General features: G+C 58.6%; 24 protein-coding genes. 11 read left to right on the plus strand and 13 right to left on the minus strand.

The window, feature by feature from the left end:
• Positions 1-64 precede the first annotated feature (64 nt).
• A complete protein-coding gene (locus AFE_RS12850) occupies positions 65-475 on the plus strand; it encodes a cupin domain-containing protein (protein WP_012537393.1) in 411 nt (136 codons plus the stop codon).
• Positions 476-584: 109 nt separating this feature from the next.
• Complete coding sequence (locus AFE_RS12855) at positions 585-1,109, plus strand: methylated-DNA--[protein]-cysteine S-methyltransferase (RefSeq protein WP_012607533.1); 525 nt, start codon at positions 585-587, stop codon at positions 1,107-1,109.
• Positions 1,110-1,146: 37 nt separating this feature from the next.
• On the opposite strand, the gene AFE_RS12860 is transcribed toward AFE_RS12855, so the two are convergent.
• Complete coding sequence (locus tag AFE_RS12860) at positions 1,147-2,637, minus strand: DNA-3-methyladenine glycosylase 2 family protein (protein ID WP_012537395.1); 1,491 nt, start codon at positions 2,635-2,637, stop codon at positions 1,147-1,149.
• Between the two features lie 231 nt (positions 2,638-2,868).
• Here AFE_RS12860 and AFE_RS12865 point away from each other — a divergent pair, with 231 nt between their 5' ends.
• The 8 genes from AFE_RS12865 to AFE_RS12900 all read left to right on the plus strand — a co-directional run bounded on the left by AFE_RS12865 (position 2,869) and on the right by AFE_RS12900 (position 7,303).
• Complete coding sequence (locus AFE_RS12865; RefSeq protein ID WP_012537396.1) at positions 2,869-3,267, plus strand: VOC family protein; 399 nt, start codon at positions 2,869-2,871, stop codon at positions 3,265-3,267.
• Positions 3,264-4,007 (plus strand): SDR family NAD(P)-dependent oxidoreductase, encoded by a 744-nt coding sequence (locus tag AFE_RS12870; protein WP_012537397.1) that lies wholly within the window; start codon positions 3,264-3,266, stop codon positions 4,005-4,007. The genes AFE_RS12865 and AFE_RS12870 overlap by 4 nt, the downstream gene beginning before the upstream one ends.
• 73 nt (positions 4,008-4,080) lie before the next feature.
• Positions 4,081-4,410 (plus strand): DMT family transporter, encoded by a 330-nt coding sequence (locus tag AFE_RS12875; RefSeq protein ID WP_012537398.1) that lies wholly within the window; start codon positions 4,081-4,083, stop codon positions 4,408-4,410.
• Between the two features lie 52 nt (positions 4,411-4,462).
• On the plus strand, positions 4,463-5,005 hold the full coding sequence (locus AFE_RS12880) for an NADPH-dependent FMN reductase (RefSeq protein WP_012537399.1): 543 nt from the start codon (positions 4,463-4,465) through the stop codon (positions 5,003-5,005).
• Positions 5,006-5,008: 3 nt separating this feature from the next.
• The gene (locus tag AFE_RS12885; RefSeq protein WP_012537400.1) at positions 5,009-5,488 is read left to right on the plus strand and encodes an SRPBCC domain-containing protein; all 480 of its coding nucleotides are present in this window, start codon (positions 5,009-5,011) and stop codon (positions 5,486-5,488) included.
• A 1-nt stretch (position 5,489) separates the two neighbouring features.
• Positions 5,490-5,975: a cupin domain-containing protein gene (locus AFE_RS12890; protein WP_012537401.1), complete on the plus strand. Its 486-nt coding sequence runs from the start codon at positions 5,490-5,492 to the stop codon at positions 5,973-5,975.
• 10 nt (positions 5,976-5,985) lie between these two features.
• Positions 5,986-6,633 (plus strand): transglutaminase-like domain-containing protein, encoded by a 648-nt coding sequence (locus AFE_RS12895; protein ID WP_012537402.1) that lies wholly within the window; start codon positions 5,986-5,988, stop codon positions 6,631-6,633.
• A gap of 13 nt (positions 6,634-6,646) precedes the next feature.
• Positions 6,647-7,303 carry an FMN-binding negative transcriptional regulator gene (locus AFE_RS12900; RefSeq protein WP_012537403.1) on the plus strand — a complete coding sequence of 219 codons (657 nt, stop codon included), beginning with the start codon at positions 6,647-6,649 and terminating at the stop codon, positions 7,301-7,303.
• Positions 7,304-7,344: 41 nt separating this feature from the next.
• Here AFE_RS12900 and AFE_RS12905 read toward each other — a convergent pair whose 3' ends face one another.
• Positions 7,345-7,539: a hypothetical protein gene (locus AFE_RS12905; protein ID WP_012537404.1), complete on the minus strand. Its 195-nt coding sequence runs from the start codon at positions 7,537-7,539 to the stop codon at positions 7,345-7,347.
• A gap of 331 nt (positions 7,540-7,870) precedes the next feature.
• Positions 7,871-8,176, minus strand: coding sequence for an Lpp/OprI family alanine-zipper lipoprotein (locus tag AFE_RS12910; RefSeq protein ID WP_009569260.1), 306 nt, complete (start codon positions 8,174-8,176; stop codon positions 7,871-7,873).
• A 403-nt stretch (positions 8,177-8,579) separates the two neighbouring features.
• Here AFE_RS12910 and AFE_RS12915 point away from each other — a divergent pair, with 403 nt between their 5' ends.
• The gene (locus tag AFE_RS12915; RefSeq protein ID WP_012537405.1) at positions 8,580-9,158 is read left to right on the plus strand and encodes an RlpA-like double-psi beta-barrel domain-containing protein; all 579 of its coding nucleotides are present in this window, start codon (positions 8,580-8,582) and stop codon (positions 9,156-9,158) included.
• A gap of 31 nt (positions 9,159-9,189) precedes the next feature.
• Here AFE_RS12915 and pepP read toward each other — a convergent pair whose 3' ends face one another.
• The 10 genes from pepP to rpsF all read right to left on the minus strand — a co-directional run bounded on the left by pepP (position 9,190) and on the right by rpsF (position 17,299).
• Entirely contained in the window at positions 9,190-10,530 is a 1,341-nt protein-coding gene (gene pepP / locus AFE_RS12920; protein WP_012537406.1) for a Xaa-Pro aminopeptidase, read from the minus strand.
• Positions 10,531-10,652: 122 nt separating this feature from the next.
• On the minus strand, positions 10,653-11,093 hold the full coding sequence (locus AFE_RS12925; RefSeq protein ID WP_012537407.1) for a DUF4168 domain-containing protein: 441 nt from the start codon (positions 11,091-11,093) through the stop codon (positions 10,653-10,655).
• A gap of 169 nt (positions 11,094-11,262) precedes the next feature.
• A complete protein-coding gene (gene radA / locus AFE_RS12930; RefSeq protein WP_012537408.1) occupies positions 11,263-12,621 on the minus strand; it encodes a DNA repair protein RadA in 1,359 nt (452 codons plus the stop codon).
• On the minus strand, positions 12,618-13,712 hold the full coding sequence (gene alr / locus AFE_RS12935) for an alanine racemase (protein ID WP_012537409.1): 1,095 nt from the start codon (positions 13,710-13,712) through the stop codon (positions 12,618-12,620). The genes radA and alr overlap by 4 nt, the downstream gene beginning before the upstream one ends.
• Positions 13,713-13,798: 86 nt before the next feature.
• A complete protein-coding gene (gene dnaB / locus AFE_RS12940) occupies positions 13,799-15,172 on the minus strand; it encodes a replicative DNA helicase (RefSeq protein ID WP_012537410.1) in 1,374 nt (457 codons plus the stop codon).
• 14 nt (positions 15,173-15,186) lie between these two features.
• On the minus strand, positions 15,187-15,633 hold the full coding sequence (gene rplI / locus AFE_RS12945; RefSeq protein ID WP_012537411.1) for a 50S ribosomal protein L9: 447 nt from the start codon (positions 15,631-15,633) through the stop codon (positions 15,187-15,189).
• Between the two features lie 37 nt (positions 15,634-15,670).
• The gene (locus AFE_RS16860; protein ID WP_236608967.1) at positions 15,671-16,261 is read right to left on the minus strand and encodes a DUF2232 domain-containing protein; all 591 of its coding nucleotides are present in this window, start codon (positions 16,259-16,261) and stop codon (positions 15,671-15,673) included.
• Positions 16,228-16,584, minus strand: coding sequence for a hypothetical protein (locus AFE_RS16865; RefSeq protein ID WP_012607540.1), 357 nt, complete (start codon positions 16,582-16,584; stop codon positions 16,228-16,230). Before AFE_RS16865 ends, AFE_RS16860 begins: the two co-directional genes overlap by 34 nt.
• Before the next feature lie 15 nt (positions 16,585-16,599).
• Positions 16,600-16,878, minus strand: a complete 279-nt coding sequence (gene rpsR / locus AFE_RS12955) for a 30S ribosomal protein S18 (RefSeq protein WP_009562432.1) — start codon at positions 16,876-16,878, stop codon at positions 16,600-16,602.
• Positions 16,879-16,894: 16 nt separating this feature from the next.
• Positions 16,895-17,299: a 30S ribosomal protein S6 gene (gene rpsF, locus AFE_RS12960; protein ID WP_009562431.1), complete on the minus strand. Its 405-nt coding sequence runs from the start codon at positions 17,297-17,299 to the stop codon at positions 16,895-16,897.
• Between the last annotated feature and the right edge of the window lie 124 nt (positions 17,300-17,423).

The following is a 17,423-nucleotide window of genomic DNA, read 5'->3' on the forward strand; positions in this document are numbered from 1 at the left end:
AGCGGCTCCTTCCTGGGAGTATAGTGGCTGCTCTTTCGTGAAGCCGCAAAAAAAGGAGAATGCCATGTCCTTGCACCCCATCACCGCCACGCCAGAGCGGATGCCGTGGATTCCCGGCAGCCAGGCACTGGGGGAGCTGTCCCTCTTCCAAGGCAAGGAAACGGTTCATTTCAAGGTCTTGAGCGACCGCCGGTCCGAAGGCGGCGGCATGGCGCAGATCGTCCGCTTCTCCCCACCGCCAGGAATGCTCATCAAGATCGTGGCGAATGCCCGCTCCGAGGAGCATATCTACATTCTCTCCGGCGGCCACTGTGACAAGTCGGGCCGGCAGCGTCTCTTCCCGGGGGATTACCTCCTGCATCCCAAAGGGTTGGCTCATGGCGCTTTTCTCGCCATCGAGACCACCGTGTTTCAGGTCTATAGCGGAGAACCGGATGAACTTCTTGATTTCCAAATGATCGCCGCCAACGGTTAGGCGGACTAGTGCATTCGGCGAACAGAAGTTTGGAGGTCCGAAACCGGCGAGAATCTCTCGGCAGCATGGGATAGCATGATTCCGAAATCCGTTATGTATGGGGTATCCGATGCCGAATGAGCCGCTTCGTCTTCAAATGGAGCATGTAGCAACCCCGTTGGGGACCATGTTGCTCGTCACCGATACGCAAGGTCGGCTCCGCGCGCTGGATTGGGCGGACAGCGAGGGCCGGATGCGGAGGTTGTTGCAACTGCACTATGGTCGACAGGGCTTTGATCTGAGAATGGGTGCTGTTCAAAAACATATTCATGGCTGCCTTGATGCCTACTGGAGTGGTGACCTGGGTGCGCTCAATGCGGTTCCGGTGAAAACGGGCGGCACAGCATTTCAGCAATCCGTTTGGACCTTTTTGCGCACGATTTCTGCAGGGCATACGCGCAGCTATCAAGAACAGGCCAGGGCCATAGGGCGAGGCTCCGCTGTTCGGGCCGTTGCCGGTGCAAATGGGGCGAATCCCGTGGGTATCGTCGTTCCCTGCCATAGGGTCATAGGTTCAGACGGTTCGCTGACGGGATATGCCGGGGGTATAGAGCGTAAACGCTGGCTATTGAGGCACGAGGGCGGCAACTTTTAGGCGCTGGATCTTTCTGGGTCGTCGCGCGCACCTTCCATCAGCGTGCGGCCGGCAATATCTTCGGTTGAACCCACAATCGCATAGCCCCATAGGCGCGCCAGGGCCTCCATGCCTCGGCGAGGGCCAGCAGTTCAGCGGGGGTAGGGCGGCCGTTCTTTGTTTCCAGGGCACGCAGCAACCCCAAGTCCGAATGCGGGAATGCGTCCGGGTCGCGGTATCCGCGCATGGCGATATAGTGAGCCGTCCATGGGCCGATACCGGGCAGCTCACAGAGTTTTTCTATGGTTTTATTGGGTGATGGTTGAGGCTGAAAGAAAAGCCGATCCTCATGCACGGCTGTAGCGAGGGACTGCAAAGCCTTTTCCCGCGCGCGAGTTAATCCAATAGGGGTCAGGTTGGCAGTCATGACAGCGGCGGGTAACGGGAAAATCATGGAGATGCCGGTTTTTTCCAAAGCCGCTCCGAAATCTCCCTTGATGGGTTCTCCAAGGGTCGCAACGAGGCGACCGGACAGCGTGGTGGCCGCAGCGACGCTGATTTGTTGGCCCAATACTGCCCGGACCGTTAGTTCAAAGAGATCCCAACTGCCAGGTACCCTGAGCCCGGGTCTTTCCCTCACCCGCGCTGCCAGGCGTGGGTCTGCGGAAAGATGCGCATCAATCATCCCGATATTGGCATCCAGATCAAACAAGCGGCGGAGTCTTGCGACAATCATACCTATGGGGGGAACTTCAGTGGCATAAATAGTGGCTAAAAGATGATTGGTTTCCGACTCCTGCTGGACTTCGACAACGCCGTGCATGCCATCCCATTGAAATGAGCGGGCATATTTCCCGGCGTCCACGGCTTCTACCCCGGGGATGGCCCTTCCGGCGAGAAAATCGATCATGGCCTCCCAGTCATAGGGAGGGGTGAACGGAAGCTTCAGCGTGATGCCCGCAGTCATGTTGCCGTTTGATGTCGAGGTGTGCCGCATTGTTTTCGGAGCCCTTCCATAGTTTCGTTGTATGGCATCGTTGAATCGGCGGACACTACCGAAGCCAGCGGCGATGGCAACATCCGTCATCGACAGCGTTGTTTCCACAATCATTTTTTTCGCCAGAAGGACACGCTGGGCCTGTGCTACGGCTATCGGCGTGGTGCCGAGCTCGCGGGCGAATAGCCGTCGGAGATGTCGTCCGCTGACTCCCAATCGCTCAGCCAAATGTTCCACGCAGTCATCGTCGAAGGCGCCCTCAGTGATCCACCGCAAGGCATGGTCAACCAGGTTGGAACCAGCCCAGGTGCGTTGCTTGGCCGGATTTACCTCGGGGCGGCACCGCAAACATGGCCTGAATCCCATCTGATGGGCTGCCGCCGCGCTGGGAAGAAAGAGGCAATTTTCGATCTTCGGCGGTCGCGCAGGGCAAATCGGACGGCAATAGATCCCCGTGGAGAGAACCGCCGTGTAGAACTGGCCGTCAAACCGTGCATCGCGGGTAAGAAGGGCGCGATAGCAAGCTTCACGGTCGAGTACCTGTTGATTCATGCGTCATTTATAGGACAAGTCCTTTTGAATGTCTCGCCATTTTCGGACCACAAAGGTTGCATTTGCATACCATAATATGATCTTTGCTGGCGCCTGGATCGCAATCCTGGCAAAATCGGCAGACGGGCGATGCAGTGTAAAGGAATAGTGCTATGCAGACCTGCATGCGTGTCATCAAGCGGCGAGTGAAGTCGCCGTTGGCCTGTAAGACCATCTTCTGAAGAATGAACCATGCGCATTGACCATCTGGATCACCTCGTCCTGACCGTGGCGGATATATCCGTTACGATCGCCTTCTACTCACGGGTATTGGGCATGCAGGAAATGACCTTTGGTGACCAGCGCAAGGCGCTGATCTTTGGACAGCAAAAAATCAACCTGCATCCGGCAGGGCATCCCATAGCGCCCCATGCGACCAGCCCCACTCCCGGGTCGGCGGATTTGTGCTTCATTGTCACCGGTGGTATCCAGGGGGTGCTCACCCATCTGCAGACCTGCGGAGTCACTCTGGAAGCCGGTCCGGTGCCCCGCACTGGAGCCACGGGGCCGATCACCTCTGTCTACTTCCGGGATCCCGATGGCAATTTGCTGGAGGTGGCCACGTATGATCAGTCGATACAACTGTCATGACCGGTAATTCGCGCGTCGCACTGGTTACCGGCGCCACCTCCGGCATTGGTCTGGCTATCGCGCAGCGTTTAACGCAGGCGGGATATTGGGTGGCCCTGCATTCCCGCGCTTCCTCCGCTGCGGGTCTACAAGCGGCGGCAACGCTGGCGGGTGCCCACTATTTTCAGGCAGACTTGCTGGAGGATGGTGAGCGCAGGGATCTGATCAATCAGGTGTATACGCACTATGGTCGGCTCGACGTGCTGGTCAATAACGCGGGTGAGTCCAGCATGATTCCGCATGATGATTTACAGGCCGCGACACCGGACCTCTGGCACCGCCTCTACGAACTCCATGTGGTGGCGCCCTGGCAACTCGTCGCGCTGAGCGAACCCTATCTGCGCGCGGCATCGACGGCCGAACACCCGGCGGCGGTATTAAATATCAGCTCTCATGCCGGTGTGCGACCCAAGGGTGCTTCCATACCTTACGCCGCCAGCAAGGCCGCATTGATTCATGTCACCCGCTTACTCGCCAAAACCCTGGGACCCGATATCCGGGTGAACGCTATCGCCCCGGGGCTGGTGGATACGCCGCTGACCGAAGATTGGGCGACCATTCGCGAACAATGGATTCGCGATGCCCCCATGGGTCGGAGTGCGCGCCCTGGCGACGTCGCGGATGTTGCCATGATGCTGACCGAATCGAGCTATCTGACGGGAGAGGTGATTGTGGTGGACGGCGGGATGAACCTGCTTTAACGCGCCGAGGAGAATGGCGCGGATTTTGTTTATAATATGCAGTAACGCCTGTATGAAGAGGTTCATGGTTAATATGCAATGGTTATATTTGGCAATAGCGATCGTTTCCGAAGTCATTGCAACTTCGGCGCTCAAGGCAACAGATGGCTTTACGCGTTGGAGCCCGATTCTTCTTGTTATTGTGGGGTATATGCTGGCATTCTATTTGCTTTCTCTTTCACTTCGTTCTATTGACCTTGGTGTTGCCTATGCTATCTGGTCTGGAGTAGGAGTAGCCTTAATCGTACTTGTTGGTTGGGTCATTTATCGTCAGCCGCTAAATATGGCTTCTTTCATTGGTATAGCGCTCATCGTTTCTGGCGTAATAGTGCTCCATCTTTTTTCAAAATCGACAGCGCATTGAACGCTACGATTAACAAAACATGCGATGGACGCACAAAAGGTGATTCTGTGACATGAAAATCCTTGCTCTATCTGGTAGCCTGCGCGCCAATTCAATCAATTCTGCACTGCTGCGAGCGGCAGCCAGACTTGCTCCTGTGGAATTAATGGTGACCGTGTACCATGGACTGGGTGATCTTCCATTATTCAATCCAGATATAGAGGGCCGGTCTATTGAATCTGTCACGAACTTCCACGCGCAAGTGGCCAACGCCGATGCCCTACTTATCGCCAGCCCGGAGTATGCGCACGGTGTCACAGGAACCATCAAAAACGCGCTGGACTGGCTCGTCAGTTTCGAGCCGTTTACCTATAAACCGGTGGGCATATTCAATGCGTCGCCACGCGCACAACATGCGGATGCGGCGTTGCGCGAGATTTTGAAAACGATGTCTGCCATGGTCGTGGAGGAAGCCTCAATGACCATTCCACTTCTCGGCGCCAACCTCGATGAAGACGGTATGGTTTCCACGCCATCTGTCGCGGCACCCATCCGGGGAGCGCTGCTCGCATTGTCCGAAGCAGTCGTTCGGGCAACGGAACAGCAACAGGAATGATGAATGTACCAGATCGAAACCGGCATAGAAATCACAGCATCACCGGAGCACGTGTGGTCCATCCTCATGGATTTCCCCGCCTATCCGCAATGGAATCCCTTCATTCGCTCGCTTTCGGGAGTGGCGAAGCCGGGAGAGAAGCTGCGTGCGACCATTCAACCCGAGAAACGCCGGGCCATGACCTTCCGCCCGAGGGTGCTGACGGCAACAGATCAACAAGAATTACGCTGGCTGGGCCGCTTGGGATTTCCGGGCTTATTCGATGGACAGCACTACTTTCAGCTCGCCGCGCTCAGCAATGGGTACACGCGGTTCACCCAGGGAGAGCAATTTTCAGGCATTCTGGTGGGCATGTTCATATCCAGCATGGCAGCGGCGACAAAAGCGGGTTTTCATGCAATGAATCAGGCATTGAAGAATCGCGCGGAGGCGAATGACCATATTGGCCACGCACATGATGACATTTCCAAGGAGTGGTACTGACATGGATACCCGAAAGCTGCTGCTCACCGCGCAGGAAATCAGTCGGATGAAGGGCGAACATAAGGTCCATTTCCTCAATCCCGGTGCTGTTCGTGTCAATAAGTCTTTAGGCGATGCGGTAGGCCTCCGGCACATGGGTATACATCTCATCCAGATAGAGCCGGGTAAAGAGAGTACCGAATACCACCTGCATCATTATGAAGAAGAAGCCGTGTACGTGCTGTCTGGTAAGGGCACGCTCACCATGGAGAATGATCAGTATCCCATCGCCCCAGGTGACTTCGTCGGTTTTCCTTGCCATGCAGCCGCGCACAGCATCAGCAACGATGGAACGGAAACACTCGTGTGCCTGGTCATCGGTCAGCGACTGGATCAGGATGTCGTGGATTACCCGAATCAGCATAAACGCCTGTACCGTAATAATGGGGAATGGAATCTGGTGGATATGGCAGATATCCGTGTGTTGCGCGAACCCACGCAGAAATAATAGGAAATTTATGAAGCTCGCAAAATTCGATACCCAGCCGTTACCGCACTTCCTGATGGAAAGTGCCACCGTAGATTATGCGCATGCCGATATCCGTAAGTTGGCGGCCGCCTTATCCTCTGACGATTCAACGGCAACCGCCAGGCATTGCTTCGAATGGGTACGCGATCACATCGAACACAGCATGGATTTTCACCGGGAAGAAGTGACCTGCGCAGCGTCGGATGTGTTGCAGCAAGGCACTGGCCTATGCACCGCGAAAAGTCATCTGCTCGTGGCCTTATGGCGCGCCAACCAAATCCCTGCGGGATTCTGTTATCAACGACTGACGCTGGATGGCCCCAATCCGCCCTACTGTACACACGGCTTCACTGCGGTCTGGCTGAATGGCCGGGGCTGGTATCGTTGTGATGCGCGCGGCAACAGCAAACCCGGGATCCACTGCGAATTCACGCCCGGCCAAGAAAATCTTGCTTTCTCGTCGAGGTATGACGGCGAGCGGACCTATCCGGAGGTTTGGGCAGAGCCCTGGCCAGACTTGCTCACCGCCATGGAAAAACTGCAAAACATATCGCAGTATCGGAGCCATCCCATTGATGCCCGCCCACCCGCCGCAGATTTGTGCGTAAGTGAGTCTGCAGCGCCGAACATGGAATGACAGGAGGCCGAACTTGTATTGTCCTGAGTCATTTGCAGAAAACCGCCCGGAAATCCTGCGGGCACTGATTCAGTGTTATCCCCTCGCGACACTGGTCAGCATGGGCGGTAATAGTCTGGAGGCGAATCATATTCCCTTGTACCTCGTACCTGGTGAAGGACCGCAACCGGTGCTGCAGGGACACGTGGCACGCGCCAATCCCCTGTGGCGAGAGACGCTCCCGGACGATGAGGTGCTGGTCATCTTTCAGGGGCCGCAACACTACATCAGCCCCTCGTGGTACGCGACCAAGGCGGAAACCGGCAAGGTGGTGCCTACTTGGAACTATGCCGTCGTCCATGCCCACGGGCCGCTGCAGGTCAGGGACGATCCCTATTGGGTACGGCAACAGATGGTCGCCCTGACCGCGCAGCAGGAGAACAGTTTCACCCCGCCCTGGGAGGTGGGTGATGCGCATCGGGATTTTACGGATCGTCTCATCCAGCAGGTAGTGGGCATAGAAATCCCCATCTCCCGCTGGGTGGGCAAGTGGAAAATCAGTCAGAACCAGCCGGTTGGCAACCGTGACAGTGTCGTCGCGCACCTGGAGCAGCAAAACCAAGCTGGCTCTGAGGCCATGGCTGAATATATTCTGGCCGGCGTGAAAGGCGGCAAAAGGGACCATCCTTGATGACGATTACCGTGGGTTTTCTGGTGTTTCCGGGTATCCAACTAGTAGGCCCATGCCGCATCCTCTTCCGGTTTTAGCCAGTCTTCAGCCAGTGAGGCTTCCGAAAGCAGTGCTTCTTCGTTGGCAGGCGGCGTCAGCAGGGTCAGCAAGGCACGACCTACAGGCAATGCCTTGTTCATCCCTACTGGATGTATCCTTCCTTGCGCATCAATTTCCACTTCAATGGGTTGCAGCATAGCTCAACCCTCGAACATAATTCAGTTGAACAACGACTCAACCCCATCATAGATCATACCCCAACACCCGAAAGTTCTTCCGCATTTCCTCTTCCAGCCGCCGCCCTTCGGCCAACTGTTCCGACAGTTCCTTGGTCAGCCGATCCATCCGCGCGGCATGGTATCCCTTTTGATTCTTTGGGATGTTATATCATGAAAAGGCGGAGTGGTGAGAGCGGCGTTGGAACGCTCCCGGTCGAATGTAAATGGGCAGATGCCCGCAACCGTCAAATACCAAAAGACCCCGCCGATTCTTCGGCGGGGTCCCATCACAAACAACAGGCGTGATGAATTACTTCATCATCGACTTTTTGAACATCCGCTCCACCTTCGTGTTGGCTTCATCAGCCTTCTGATTGGCAGCGTTGGCGGTGCTCATCGCCTGATCAGCGGTGCTCTGCGCGGCGTTGGCTTTGCTCAGGGCATCGGTAGCGGTGCTCTGCGCAGCGTTGGCCTTGGCCAGTGCTTCGTTGGCGGTGGACTGCGCGGCATCAGCCTTCGCAGAAACCTTGGCAAGGTCAGAACTGGTCGCACAACCGGCCAGGCCCAAGGGCAAAATCAGCGCAGTTACCTTCAAAGCGGTGGTGAACTTGCTCATAGCAGTCTCCTTTGTTGGGTTGGAAAACGAGCAAACAAAGCATAGCTAAAAAAACAACAACGCGCCAGTCCTTACACACAGTCTTTACACACGTTTCTCCGGTGGTGCCGCAATCCGGTGCATCAGTCGCACGAGCGACCACCCGGCCCACCTTCACCGGCACGCCACAAAAAATGGATCACCTCTTTTAACCTGATCCAACATCATCCAGCCGACATGATGACAGAGCATAGACTGCGGGTGGGGCGGCCCCATCTCATTGTTTACAAATAAATAAAATTATCTTCTTGACTTTTATCATATTTTTTGTAAAATGCTGTTTCATTTCGTCTTTTGAGAAAACTGCCAGTATCATTGCGGCCGGGAGGGGTCGCCACAGACCAGCTTAGATAAGGAGATAGACTTGATACGACGATTATCTGCCGGGATGAGTCTTGCCCTGTCGACGTTTTTTCTGCCCAACGCCCTGGCGCCGAATCTGCCGGACTCGCCCGCACCATTCCTCGGCACTCCCATCAGCAGTATCGGCGACCCCCTGAAGCCGGGCGTCAGCCTGGGTGATACCACCGATGCCCAACCTGTTACGGACTCCACTCAGGCACAGGGGGCCAGTGATGGCGCGCTGCTCATGCACCACGGATTTTTTTATTTGCGGCGCGTAACCGCCTATAACGCACTTGCTGATCAGACAAACAGCGACCCGGATATTTCGGCCTGCGGTCCCAACCGGCCGGATCAGGTGGCGCTGTCACAGGACCTGTTCTTCCGCAAAAACGGGGGCAACCGCTGTGGCGAACGCATCAACATCATCCTACGTTCCGGGCGCGTCATTCATGGCGTAGTCTGGGATACCATGAATCCCCGCTACCACATGGCAGCCGATATACTTATGGGCAGCGTTCAGCACGCCGTGGATTTTGGCGTCAAGCAGGCCAAACTGCGTTTCGTCCATTCCATGGCACCCGTCACCAACGGCATCTAAGCGGGCACCGCACGCGGTTCGGGCGGTTTGGTCAGCCTTCCGCCCATCCTGCTGCCATCATGGCTTCGACCTCGGCAACCTCCTTGGGTACTTCGCTCGACAAAACATCCGGACCGCCGGTGGTCACCAGCACGTCGTCTTCGATGCGAACCCCGATACCGCGCCAACGCTCCGGTACCGATGGATTATCCGGCGAGAAGTACAGGCCCGGCTCCACCGTCAGCACCATCCCCGCCTCCAGTTTCCGCCAGGACTGATCCGCGCTGCGATAGTGGCCGACGTCATGAACGTCCATGCCCAGCCAGTGCCCCGTCCGGTGCATATAGAAGGCCTTGTAGCTGCCCTGCTCGATGACTGCGTCGCGACTGCCGGAAAGTATCTTCAGCTCCAACAAGCCGTCCACCAGCACCTTGACGGCCTCGTCATGATAATCGGTAACGGAGCGCCCTACCTGTACGGCGGCGATTGCCACTTTCTGACTGGCCAGAACGACTTCGTAAACTTCCCGTTGTGCGGGGCTGAAAACCCCGTTCACCGGCAAGGTCCTGGTGATGTCTCCGGCGTAGGCGCCGACCTCTGCACCGGCGTCGATCAGTACCAGATCGCCATCGCGCAGTTCCGCATCATTTTCCGTGTAGTGCAGAATGCAACCGTTGATTCCGCCACCGACGATACTGGGATACGCCACGCTGGGCGATCCGAGGCGACGAAAAACATGCTCGATCTCGGCGGCCAGTTCGTATTCCAGCATACCCGGACGACATTGGCGCATGCCATGGCGATGCCCGGCACCGCTGATGCCTACCGCCGCCCGCAGGATTTCGATCTCTTCGGGGTCTTTGAACAACCGCATCTCATGGATCAGGTCGGCAACATCGACCACTTCGAGTGGGTAGCGCACACCCTGGCGAATCTTGCTCTTGGCAACATTGCGCCAGTGCATGACCCGCGCGTCGAAATCCGTGGACTGACCCATGGGATAAAACAGCAATTCCCGATTTTCCAGCAGTTGTGGAAGAACGTCGTTCAGGTCATGAATCGAGAGGCAACGATCCACCTGACATTGCTCAAGAGCACCCTCCAGCCCAGCGCGACGCCCATCCCAGGTTTCCCGCTCGGGATCACGGGGACGGCAGAACAAGATCTGTTCCCCGTCGGCGTGTCCCGGTGCCAGCACCAGTATAGCCTCCGGCTCTGCAAAGCCGGTCAGATAGAGGAAATCGCTGTCGCCGCGAAATGGGTACTGTACATCGCCGTTACGGCTCTTGGGTGTGGCGGTGGGTATGATCGCGACACCGGCAGTGTGCATCTTCTGCATCAGCAGACGACGGCGGGCGGCATGATCGGGGCGAGGCAAATCAAGCTTGGGCATTTGGCGGACCTCCTATATGCCCTATTATCACACAAAGCACAGATGCGAAGGAAAGGCCGAAAAAAGCACAAGCGGGCGCGCCGACAATCCCGGAAGGAAAGCGGCGCTGGCCAGGGTGGGTTTTACCGCATGTCTGACTCGACCTCTTTCGCGAAATCCGGATCGCTCTGGGTCTGCCTGAGCAGGCTGGAATACTGCTCTGCGGTCAGGTGATTTTTAGCGAGTATATCGTCCACCTTCGTCATATAGGATTTTTTCAACTCTTCCCGCTGGGTGGCGGTGATACCCTTCCGACTCAAGGCAGTGTGGACCTGTTCATTGAGTGGCTTGATCTCCTGGACGGCTGCCGCGAAATTCTTTACTTCCGCAGGGCTTGCCGCTGCACCCCCGGCTACCGCTGTGCGCATCAACCCTGGTGCCGATGTCCCTATGCTGGACGCGAACGCCGTGCCGGCCCCAAGGCCCATCAGGCCGAAAGCAGCCAAAACGACCCCCGCCATACCCCTCCGCAGCGGTGAATGAAATAGGCCCTGTGCAGCAGAGTAAACCGGTAACTTTTGCATAATATTCCTCCTTTCAGACGATCATAAAAACACCGGGCAGCTTCACATATCAGCAATTTATGTGATGTATTACCTGCAGTTACAGGTCACACTAACCGCTCCGGAAGGATATTGCAAGCCGCGGGCCTTCCTGCTGGCAGGTGCGTTGCGACCATCAGTGCGCCAGGATTCACTCCGCAGCAAAGGCGGCCTCCATTGCATCACCCAGGCGGCCCGCCGGGTGCAGTTTAAACGTGGCGGCAGCCGAAATCTTGTCGCTGCGCGGGAGAATGGCGCCTTTGAAGCCCAACTTGACGGCTTCACGAACCCGTGCCTCGGTGCCCGCCACCGGACGCACCTCTCCCGCCAGACCCAATTCGCCAAAGACCACCCGACGGCCCTCCAGGGGTTTATTGCGAAAACTGCTGACCAAGGCGAGGGCCACGGCAAGGTCGGCGGCAGGTTCGTTGACTTTGATCCCCCCCGCGATATTCACAAAGACATCCTGATCAAAAAACATGCTGTCACCGTGACGATGCAGAATGGCCAGAAGGAGGGAAAGGCGGTTGGGGTCCAGACCGATGGCAACCCTGCGCGGATTCGCCAGAGGACTCGGGGTTACCAGCGCCTGCACCTCCACCAGCAGGGGGCGGGTTCCTTCCTGCGTCGCCAGCACCACGCTCCCTGCCACGGGTCGCTCATGCTGCGACAGGAAAAGCTGCGAAGGATTGGCGACCTCGCTCAAGCCCTCTTCATGCATCTGGAAAACACCCAGTTCGTTGGCCGCCCCAAAGCGGTTCTTGATGGCGCGCACGATCCGGTAGGGGCTACCCGCCTCCCCTTCGAAATAGAGCACGGTATCCACCATGTGTTCGAGCACACGAGGGCCAGCAATGGCTCCCTCCTTGGTCACATGACCCACCAGCCACACCGTGGTGCCCGTCGCCTTGGCGAAACGCACCAGGCGTGCCGCACACTCCCGCACTTGCGCCACCGAGCCGGGGGCCGATTGCAGTGTGTCGGTATAGACGGTCTGAATGGAATCCACCAGCACCAGTGCGGGCTGTTCGCCCCGGAGCAGCCCCTCGATCGCTTCAAGATGGTTTTCGGCGACCACCCGTACGGGGCTCCGGCCCAGCCCCAGGCGCTGCGCCCGTAAGGCGACTTGTGCCGCCGACTCCTCCCCGGTGACGTAAAGCACCTTGCTGACCTGAGCCAGGTGATGGGCAGTCTGGAGCAGGAGGGTGGATTTTCCGATGCCCGGCTCCCCGCCCAGAAGAATGGCTGCCCCCGGCACCTGCCCGCCGCCCAGCACCCGGTCGAGTTCTGCCAGGCCCGTCGTGCTGCGCCCCACATCCGTGATCGGCACCGCATGCAGAAATTGCGGCGGGCTGGCCGTGGCATAGGTGGTTTGGGATTTGGCCACGGTCTTCTCCACGCGCTGTTCGACGAAGCTGTTCCATGCACCGCAATCTGGACAGCGTCCCAGCCATTTATTGCTGATACTGCCGCATTCCTGGCAAACGAAAAGGGTTTTGTCGCGACTCATGAAACCAACCGGCGCGGTACCCGCATCTGCATGCGACAGCTCATTTCATAGGAGATCGTACCGAGTTCCGCGGCCAGAGATTCGAGAGGCGGTCCGCCAGCCCCCATGAGGACGACGGGAGCGCCAATGTCTGCCTCCACGGCCGTCAGGTCCACAAACAGCATATCCATGCTGACCCGCGCCAAAGTGCGGGTAGTCTGCCCGGCTACCGTGACCGGCGCGCCACACCCCAGATGACGCGGATAACCGTCGCCGTAACCCGCTGCCACCACTCCCACCCGACAGCGCGCCGGGGCCTGCCAGGCTGCGCCATAACCCAGCCAGTCACCGGGGCCGAGTTCGCGGATGGCCACCACCGCACTGCGCCAGGAAAGCACTGGTTGCAAACCGATTTCGCTGCCGCGACGCCCGGCGAAGGGCGAAAGACCGTAGAGCATGAGTCCGGGCCGCACCCAGTACTGGTGGGTAAAGGGCAGCGCCAGCACCCCCCCGGAATTGGCGAGGCTGTGCTGACCTGCGGTGACGTGACCGACGTGCGCAATGGCATCGGCGAAAACACCCGCCTGTTGACGGTTGAAGGGGTCGTCCGGCGTATCGGAGCGGGCAAGATGGCTCATCAGCCCCAACACCTCCCAGCGGGGGTGGCGTTGCAAAGCAGCAAACAGGGCGGGCAATCGTTCCGGGGCAAAACCCAGCCGGTGCATGCCCGTATCCACCTTGATAAACAGGCGCAACGCAGCATCCGCAGCACGGGTCTCCAGCCACTGCAACTGGCGTTGTTCGTGAATCACCAGCAGATAAGCGCGTTCTGCGGCGACGGATACTTCGTCAGCGTCAAAAGGCCCCCCCAGCAGGCAGATGGGGCGCTCCAGCCCCAAGGCATGAAGCGCTTCCGCCTCTTCCAGGGAGGCCACTGCAAAGGCGTCCACTCCCGCCTCGGCCAGCACCGGGGCGCAAAGGGTCACTCCATGCCCATAAGCATTCGCCTTTACCGCCGCCATGATTCGTGCGCGGGGTGCATGTTCGCGCACCACCGCTACATTATGGCGCAGCGCGGCAGCGGAGATATCGGCAACAATCGGGCGGGTCATGGGCCAATGATACACCCCAACGCGCGAGAAAATCCCGTGAAAAAATACATGGACGGCACGCCGATGATCAGGCCTGGTGCAGGCAACTAATGCCCGAAGCCATCCCCGGACGGCGCATAATTCTCAAAACGGGTATATTCACCGAAGAAACTCATCCGAACCGTCCCGATGGGTCCGTTGCGCTGTTTACCGATGATCACCTCGGCAATGCCCTTCACCTCTTCCTTGTCCTTGTAATACACCTCATCGCGATAGAGGAAGAGGATCAGGTCGGCATCCTGTTCAATGGCGCCGGATTCGCGCAGATCGGACATCTGCGGACGCTTCTCGGTACGATTTTCCAGACTTCGGTTGAGCTGGGAGAGGGCAATGACCGGGATCGACAGCTCTTTGGCCAACGCCTTGAGCGAGCGGCTGATCTCGGAAATCTCGGCGACCCGGTTATCACCCCGTCCCGGCACCTGCATGAGTTGCAGATAGTCCACCACGATCAAAGCCAGGCCATGCTCCCGCTTCAACCGACGCGCCCGCGAGCGCAAATCCGTCGGGGTCAGCGCGGCAGAATCGTCGGCGAACAGGGGCGCGTTGCCGAGCTCACCGATGGCGTGGGCGATGCGCGGCCAATCGTCATTACCCAGGCTGCCATTGCGCAGGCGGTGCTGATCCACCCGCCCCCGCGACGAGAGCGCGCGCAGGACGATCTCGTCGGTCGGCATTTCCATGCTGAAGACCGCGACAGGCTTGCCTTCGATACAGGCGACATGCTCCGCTATATTCATGGCGAAAGAGGTTTTTCCCATACTCGGACGGCCCGCGACAATAACGAGCTGGCCCGGGTGGAGGCCGGAGGTTTTCTCGTCCAGATCGGCAAAGCCCGTGGACAGCCCCGTGACGCCCTTCCTCTCGCGGGCGATGGTCTCGATCCGGTCGATAACCGCCGGAAGTGCATCCTTGAGTTGCTGGAAGCCTTCACCGGCTCGCTGCTGTCCTTCGGCGAGATGAAAGACCCGGCTTTCGGCCTCGTCCAACAAGGCCTGAGCCTGCCGCCCTTCCGGGCGGTAGGCAAGCTCGGCAATTTCCCGACCGACCCGAATGAGGTCACGCAGGGTGGCCCGCTCCCGCACGATCCGCGCATAGGCGAGCACATTGGCCGCCGAGGGTGTCTCGTTGGCCAGCATGAGGAGATACTGCACCCCGCCCACATCGGCGAGCTGCTCATGATCCTGCAACCACTCGGAGACCGTGATGGCGTCCACCGCCCGCCCGGCGCCCAGCATGGCGCTGATAGCCTGGAAAATCTGGCGGTGGCGACGCTCATAAAAATCTTCGGCCGTCACCGCCTCAGTGACCTGCTCCGCCGTCTCGGGGTCGATCAGCAGGGCGCCGATGACGGATTGCTCCGCCTCAATAGAGTGCGGCGGGGCCTTGACCCCGCCGCCGTAGTCTGCCGAATCAGACACGCCCGGGCCTGGGATCAGGCGCGCTCGACGAAGACCATCACATCCAGTTCGACCTCCGGGTGCAAATGCACACGCACCGGGAATTCGCCGATCCGTTTGATCGGCCCTCCCGCCAGACGGATTTCGGAATGAGCCACTTCGTGACCCAGGGCCGCCAGAGCCGCGCTGATGTCATGCAGGCCCACCGAGCCGAACAAACGACCATCCTCGCCCGCCTGCAGGGCAATCGTAACCATGGCATCGGCCAGCGCCGCGGCGCGCTGTTGCGCGGCTAGCAGGCGTTCTGCCTCCACCTGTTCCAGCGCCGCCTTACGGGCGGCAAAATCTTCCAGATTGCGCTGGTTGGCCACTACGGCCTTGCCCTGCGGCACCAGGAAATTACGCCCGTAACCCGGGCGCACTTCGACCACATCGCCCAGACGCCCCAACTTGTTGATACGTTCCAGTAAAATCACTTTCATTTCAAATTCCTCCCAAAAATTCTCTGCAAAACCGCCATCAGGACCGCGGCCCGGCAAGCCGTCGGCGCAGGTGAAAAACACGGTCCAGAATACCTAGCACACTGACCACCAGCAGGAACTGCGAAAGCAGGATCAGTCCGATATAAAAAGCCGCCAGCGCGATCAGGGGCCAGCCCCTCGACGCGAACCACAGGTGCACCAAACTCAGTCCCTGCAGCAGGTACAGCCCACCGACCAGAATGGCGAGGTTCTGTACCGCCCATGCGCTGCCATGTGGCAGGAAAAAACCCAACCCCGTCACCACCGGCAACCAGATCAGCCACTCTGGCAGCACCCAGTCGCGAAACACCCGTTGCGGCACCACAATACCCTGAAACCGTTCGCGCCAGCGACTGGCCATCACCGCCGCCAGCGCCCAGAGCAGCGCCATGACCGCAGCGAGGATCCCCGGCATCAGACGAACCATATCGCCCAGGACCTGACGCTGCGTCGCGCTGAGGTCCTTACGCGCCGGTGCCAGCAAGTGCCCCATCTGCGCCTGCCAGAAGCCTGGACCCGTACCCTGCGGTATGGCCCAGAGCAGGAGCACCAGCGTCAGGAGAGACAAGCCGATGACCACCCAGACCACCCCGCCCCACCTACGTCCCACTGCAAACCCTCTCCCAAGAGCCGTCCCGGCAACCAGGCTACCAGCGCAAAGGCGACACCATACCATGGGTTCAGCGTGAACAGTGCGGAGGCGATTCCGGCAATCACCAGCACCTCGAGACTCTCCCTGCGTCCCGCCTGCAGAGTAACCAGCGCCACCAGAGCGACGCAGTTGAGCAGCAACGGGCCAGCAAGAAAGGGAATCAGGCCCGCCGCGCTGAACAGTACAGCAATACTGACACCAGCTTGCCAGCGTCCGCTGAGAAACCAGCGGAGGACTCCGCCTCCTGGCTGCACCGCCACCGGAGCGCCGGCGCCTTAACGCACGACGTAGGGCAGTAACGCCAGAAAACGGGCGCGTTTGATCGCAGTGGTCAACTGCCGCTGATAGAGGTTGCTGGTTCCGGTAATCCGGCTGGGGACGATCTTGCCCGTCTCGCCCACATAGGCCTGCAAGGTCTTCAGATCCTTGTAGTCGATCTCCTTGACCCCTTCCGCCCGGAACCGGCAGAACTTGCGACGGCGGGTAAAGTTGCTGCCGCCGCCACGCTTGTCGCCATCACCACTATCCCGATCTCTGTCCCGATTAAATGCCATCTGAAATCTCCTTAGATTAAGCCGTCACTACGGCTTCGTTAGCGCTGTGATCCGGTTCGCCTTCGCCTTCGGCGGTCTCTTCGCTGCGTTCCCGACGGTCAGTCTCATCGCGGGCCAGGAAGGAAGGACTGGTGACGGCTTCATCGCGGGCCAGTATCAGATGGCGCAATACCGCGTCGTTGAAGCGGAAAGCGTCTTCCAGTTCAGCCAGCGCAACACTGCTGCACTCTATGTTCATCAGCACATAGTGTGCCTTGTGGGCCTTCTTGATGGGGTAGGCCAGTTGCCGGCGGCCCCAGTCCTCCAGGCGATGAAAATGCCCGCCGTCGCTCTCGATCATGCCGCGGTAGCGCTCGATCATCTGGGGGACCTGTTCACTCTGGTCAGGATGGACCAGAAACACAATTTCATAATGACGCAAAAGTTGCTCCTTGTGGTTCACTGCGGAGTCCGGACGCCCATCGCCCGAACAAGGAGTAAAAGGTGAGGGCGTATTCTAATACGCGACGCGGGAAAAACAAGGGGTTAACATTCTGGGTCGTGCA

The organism is Acidithiobacillus ferrooxidans ATCC 23270, assembly GCF_000021485.1.
Classification (GTDB): domain Bacteria; phylum Pseudomonadota; class Gammaproteobacteria; order Acidithiobacillales; family Acidithiobacillaceae; genus Acidithiobacillus; species Acidithiobacillus ferrooxidans.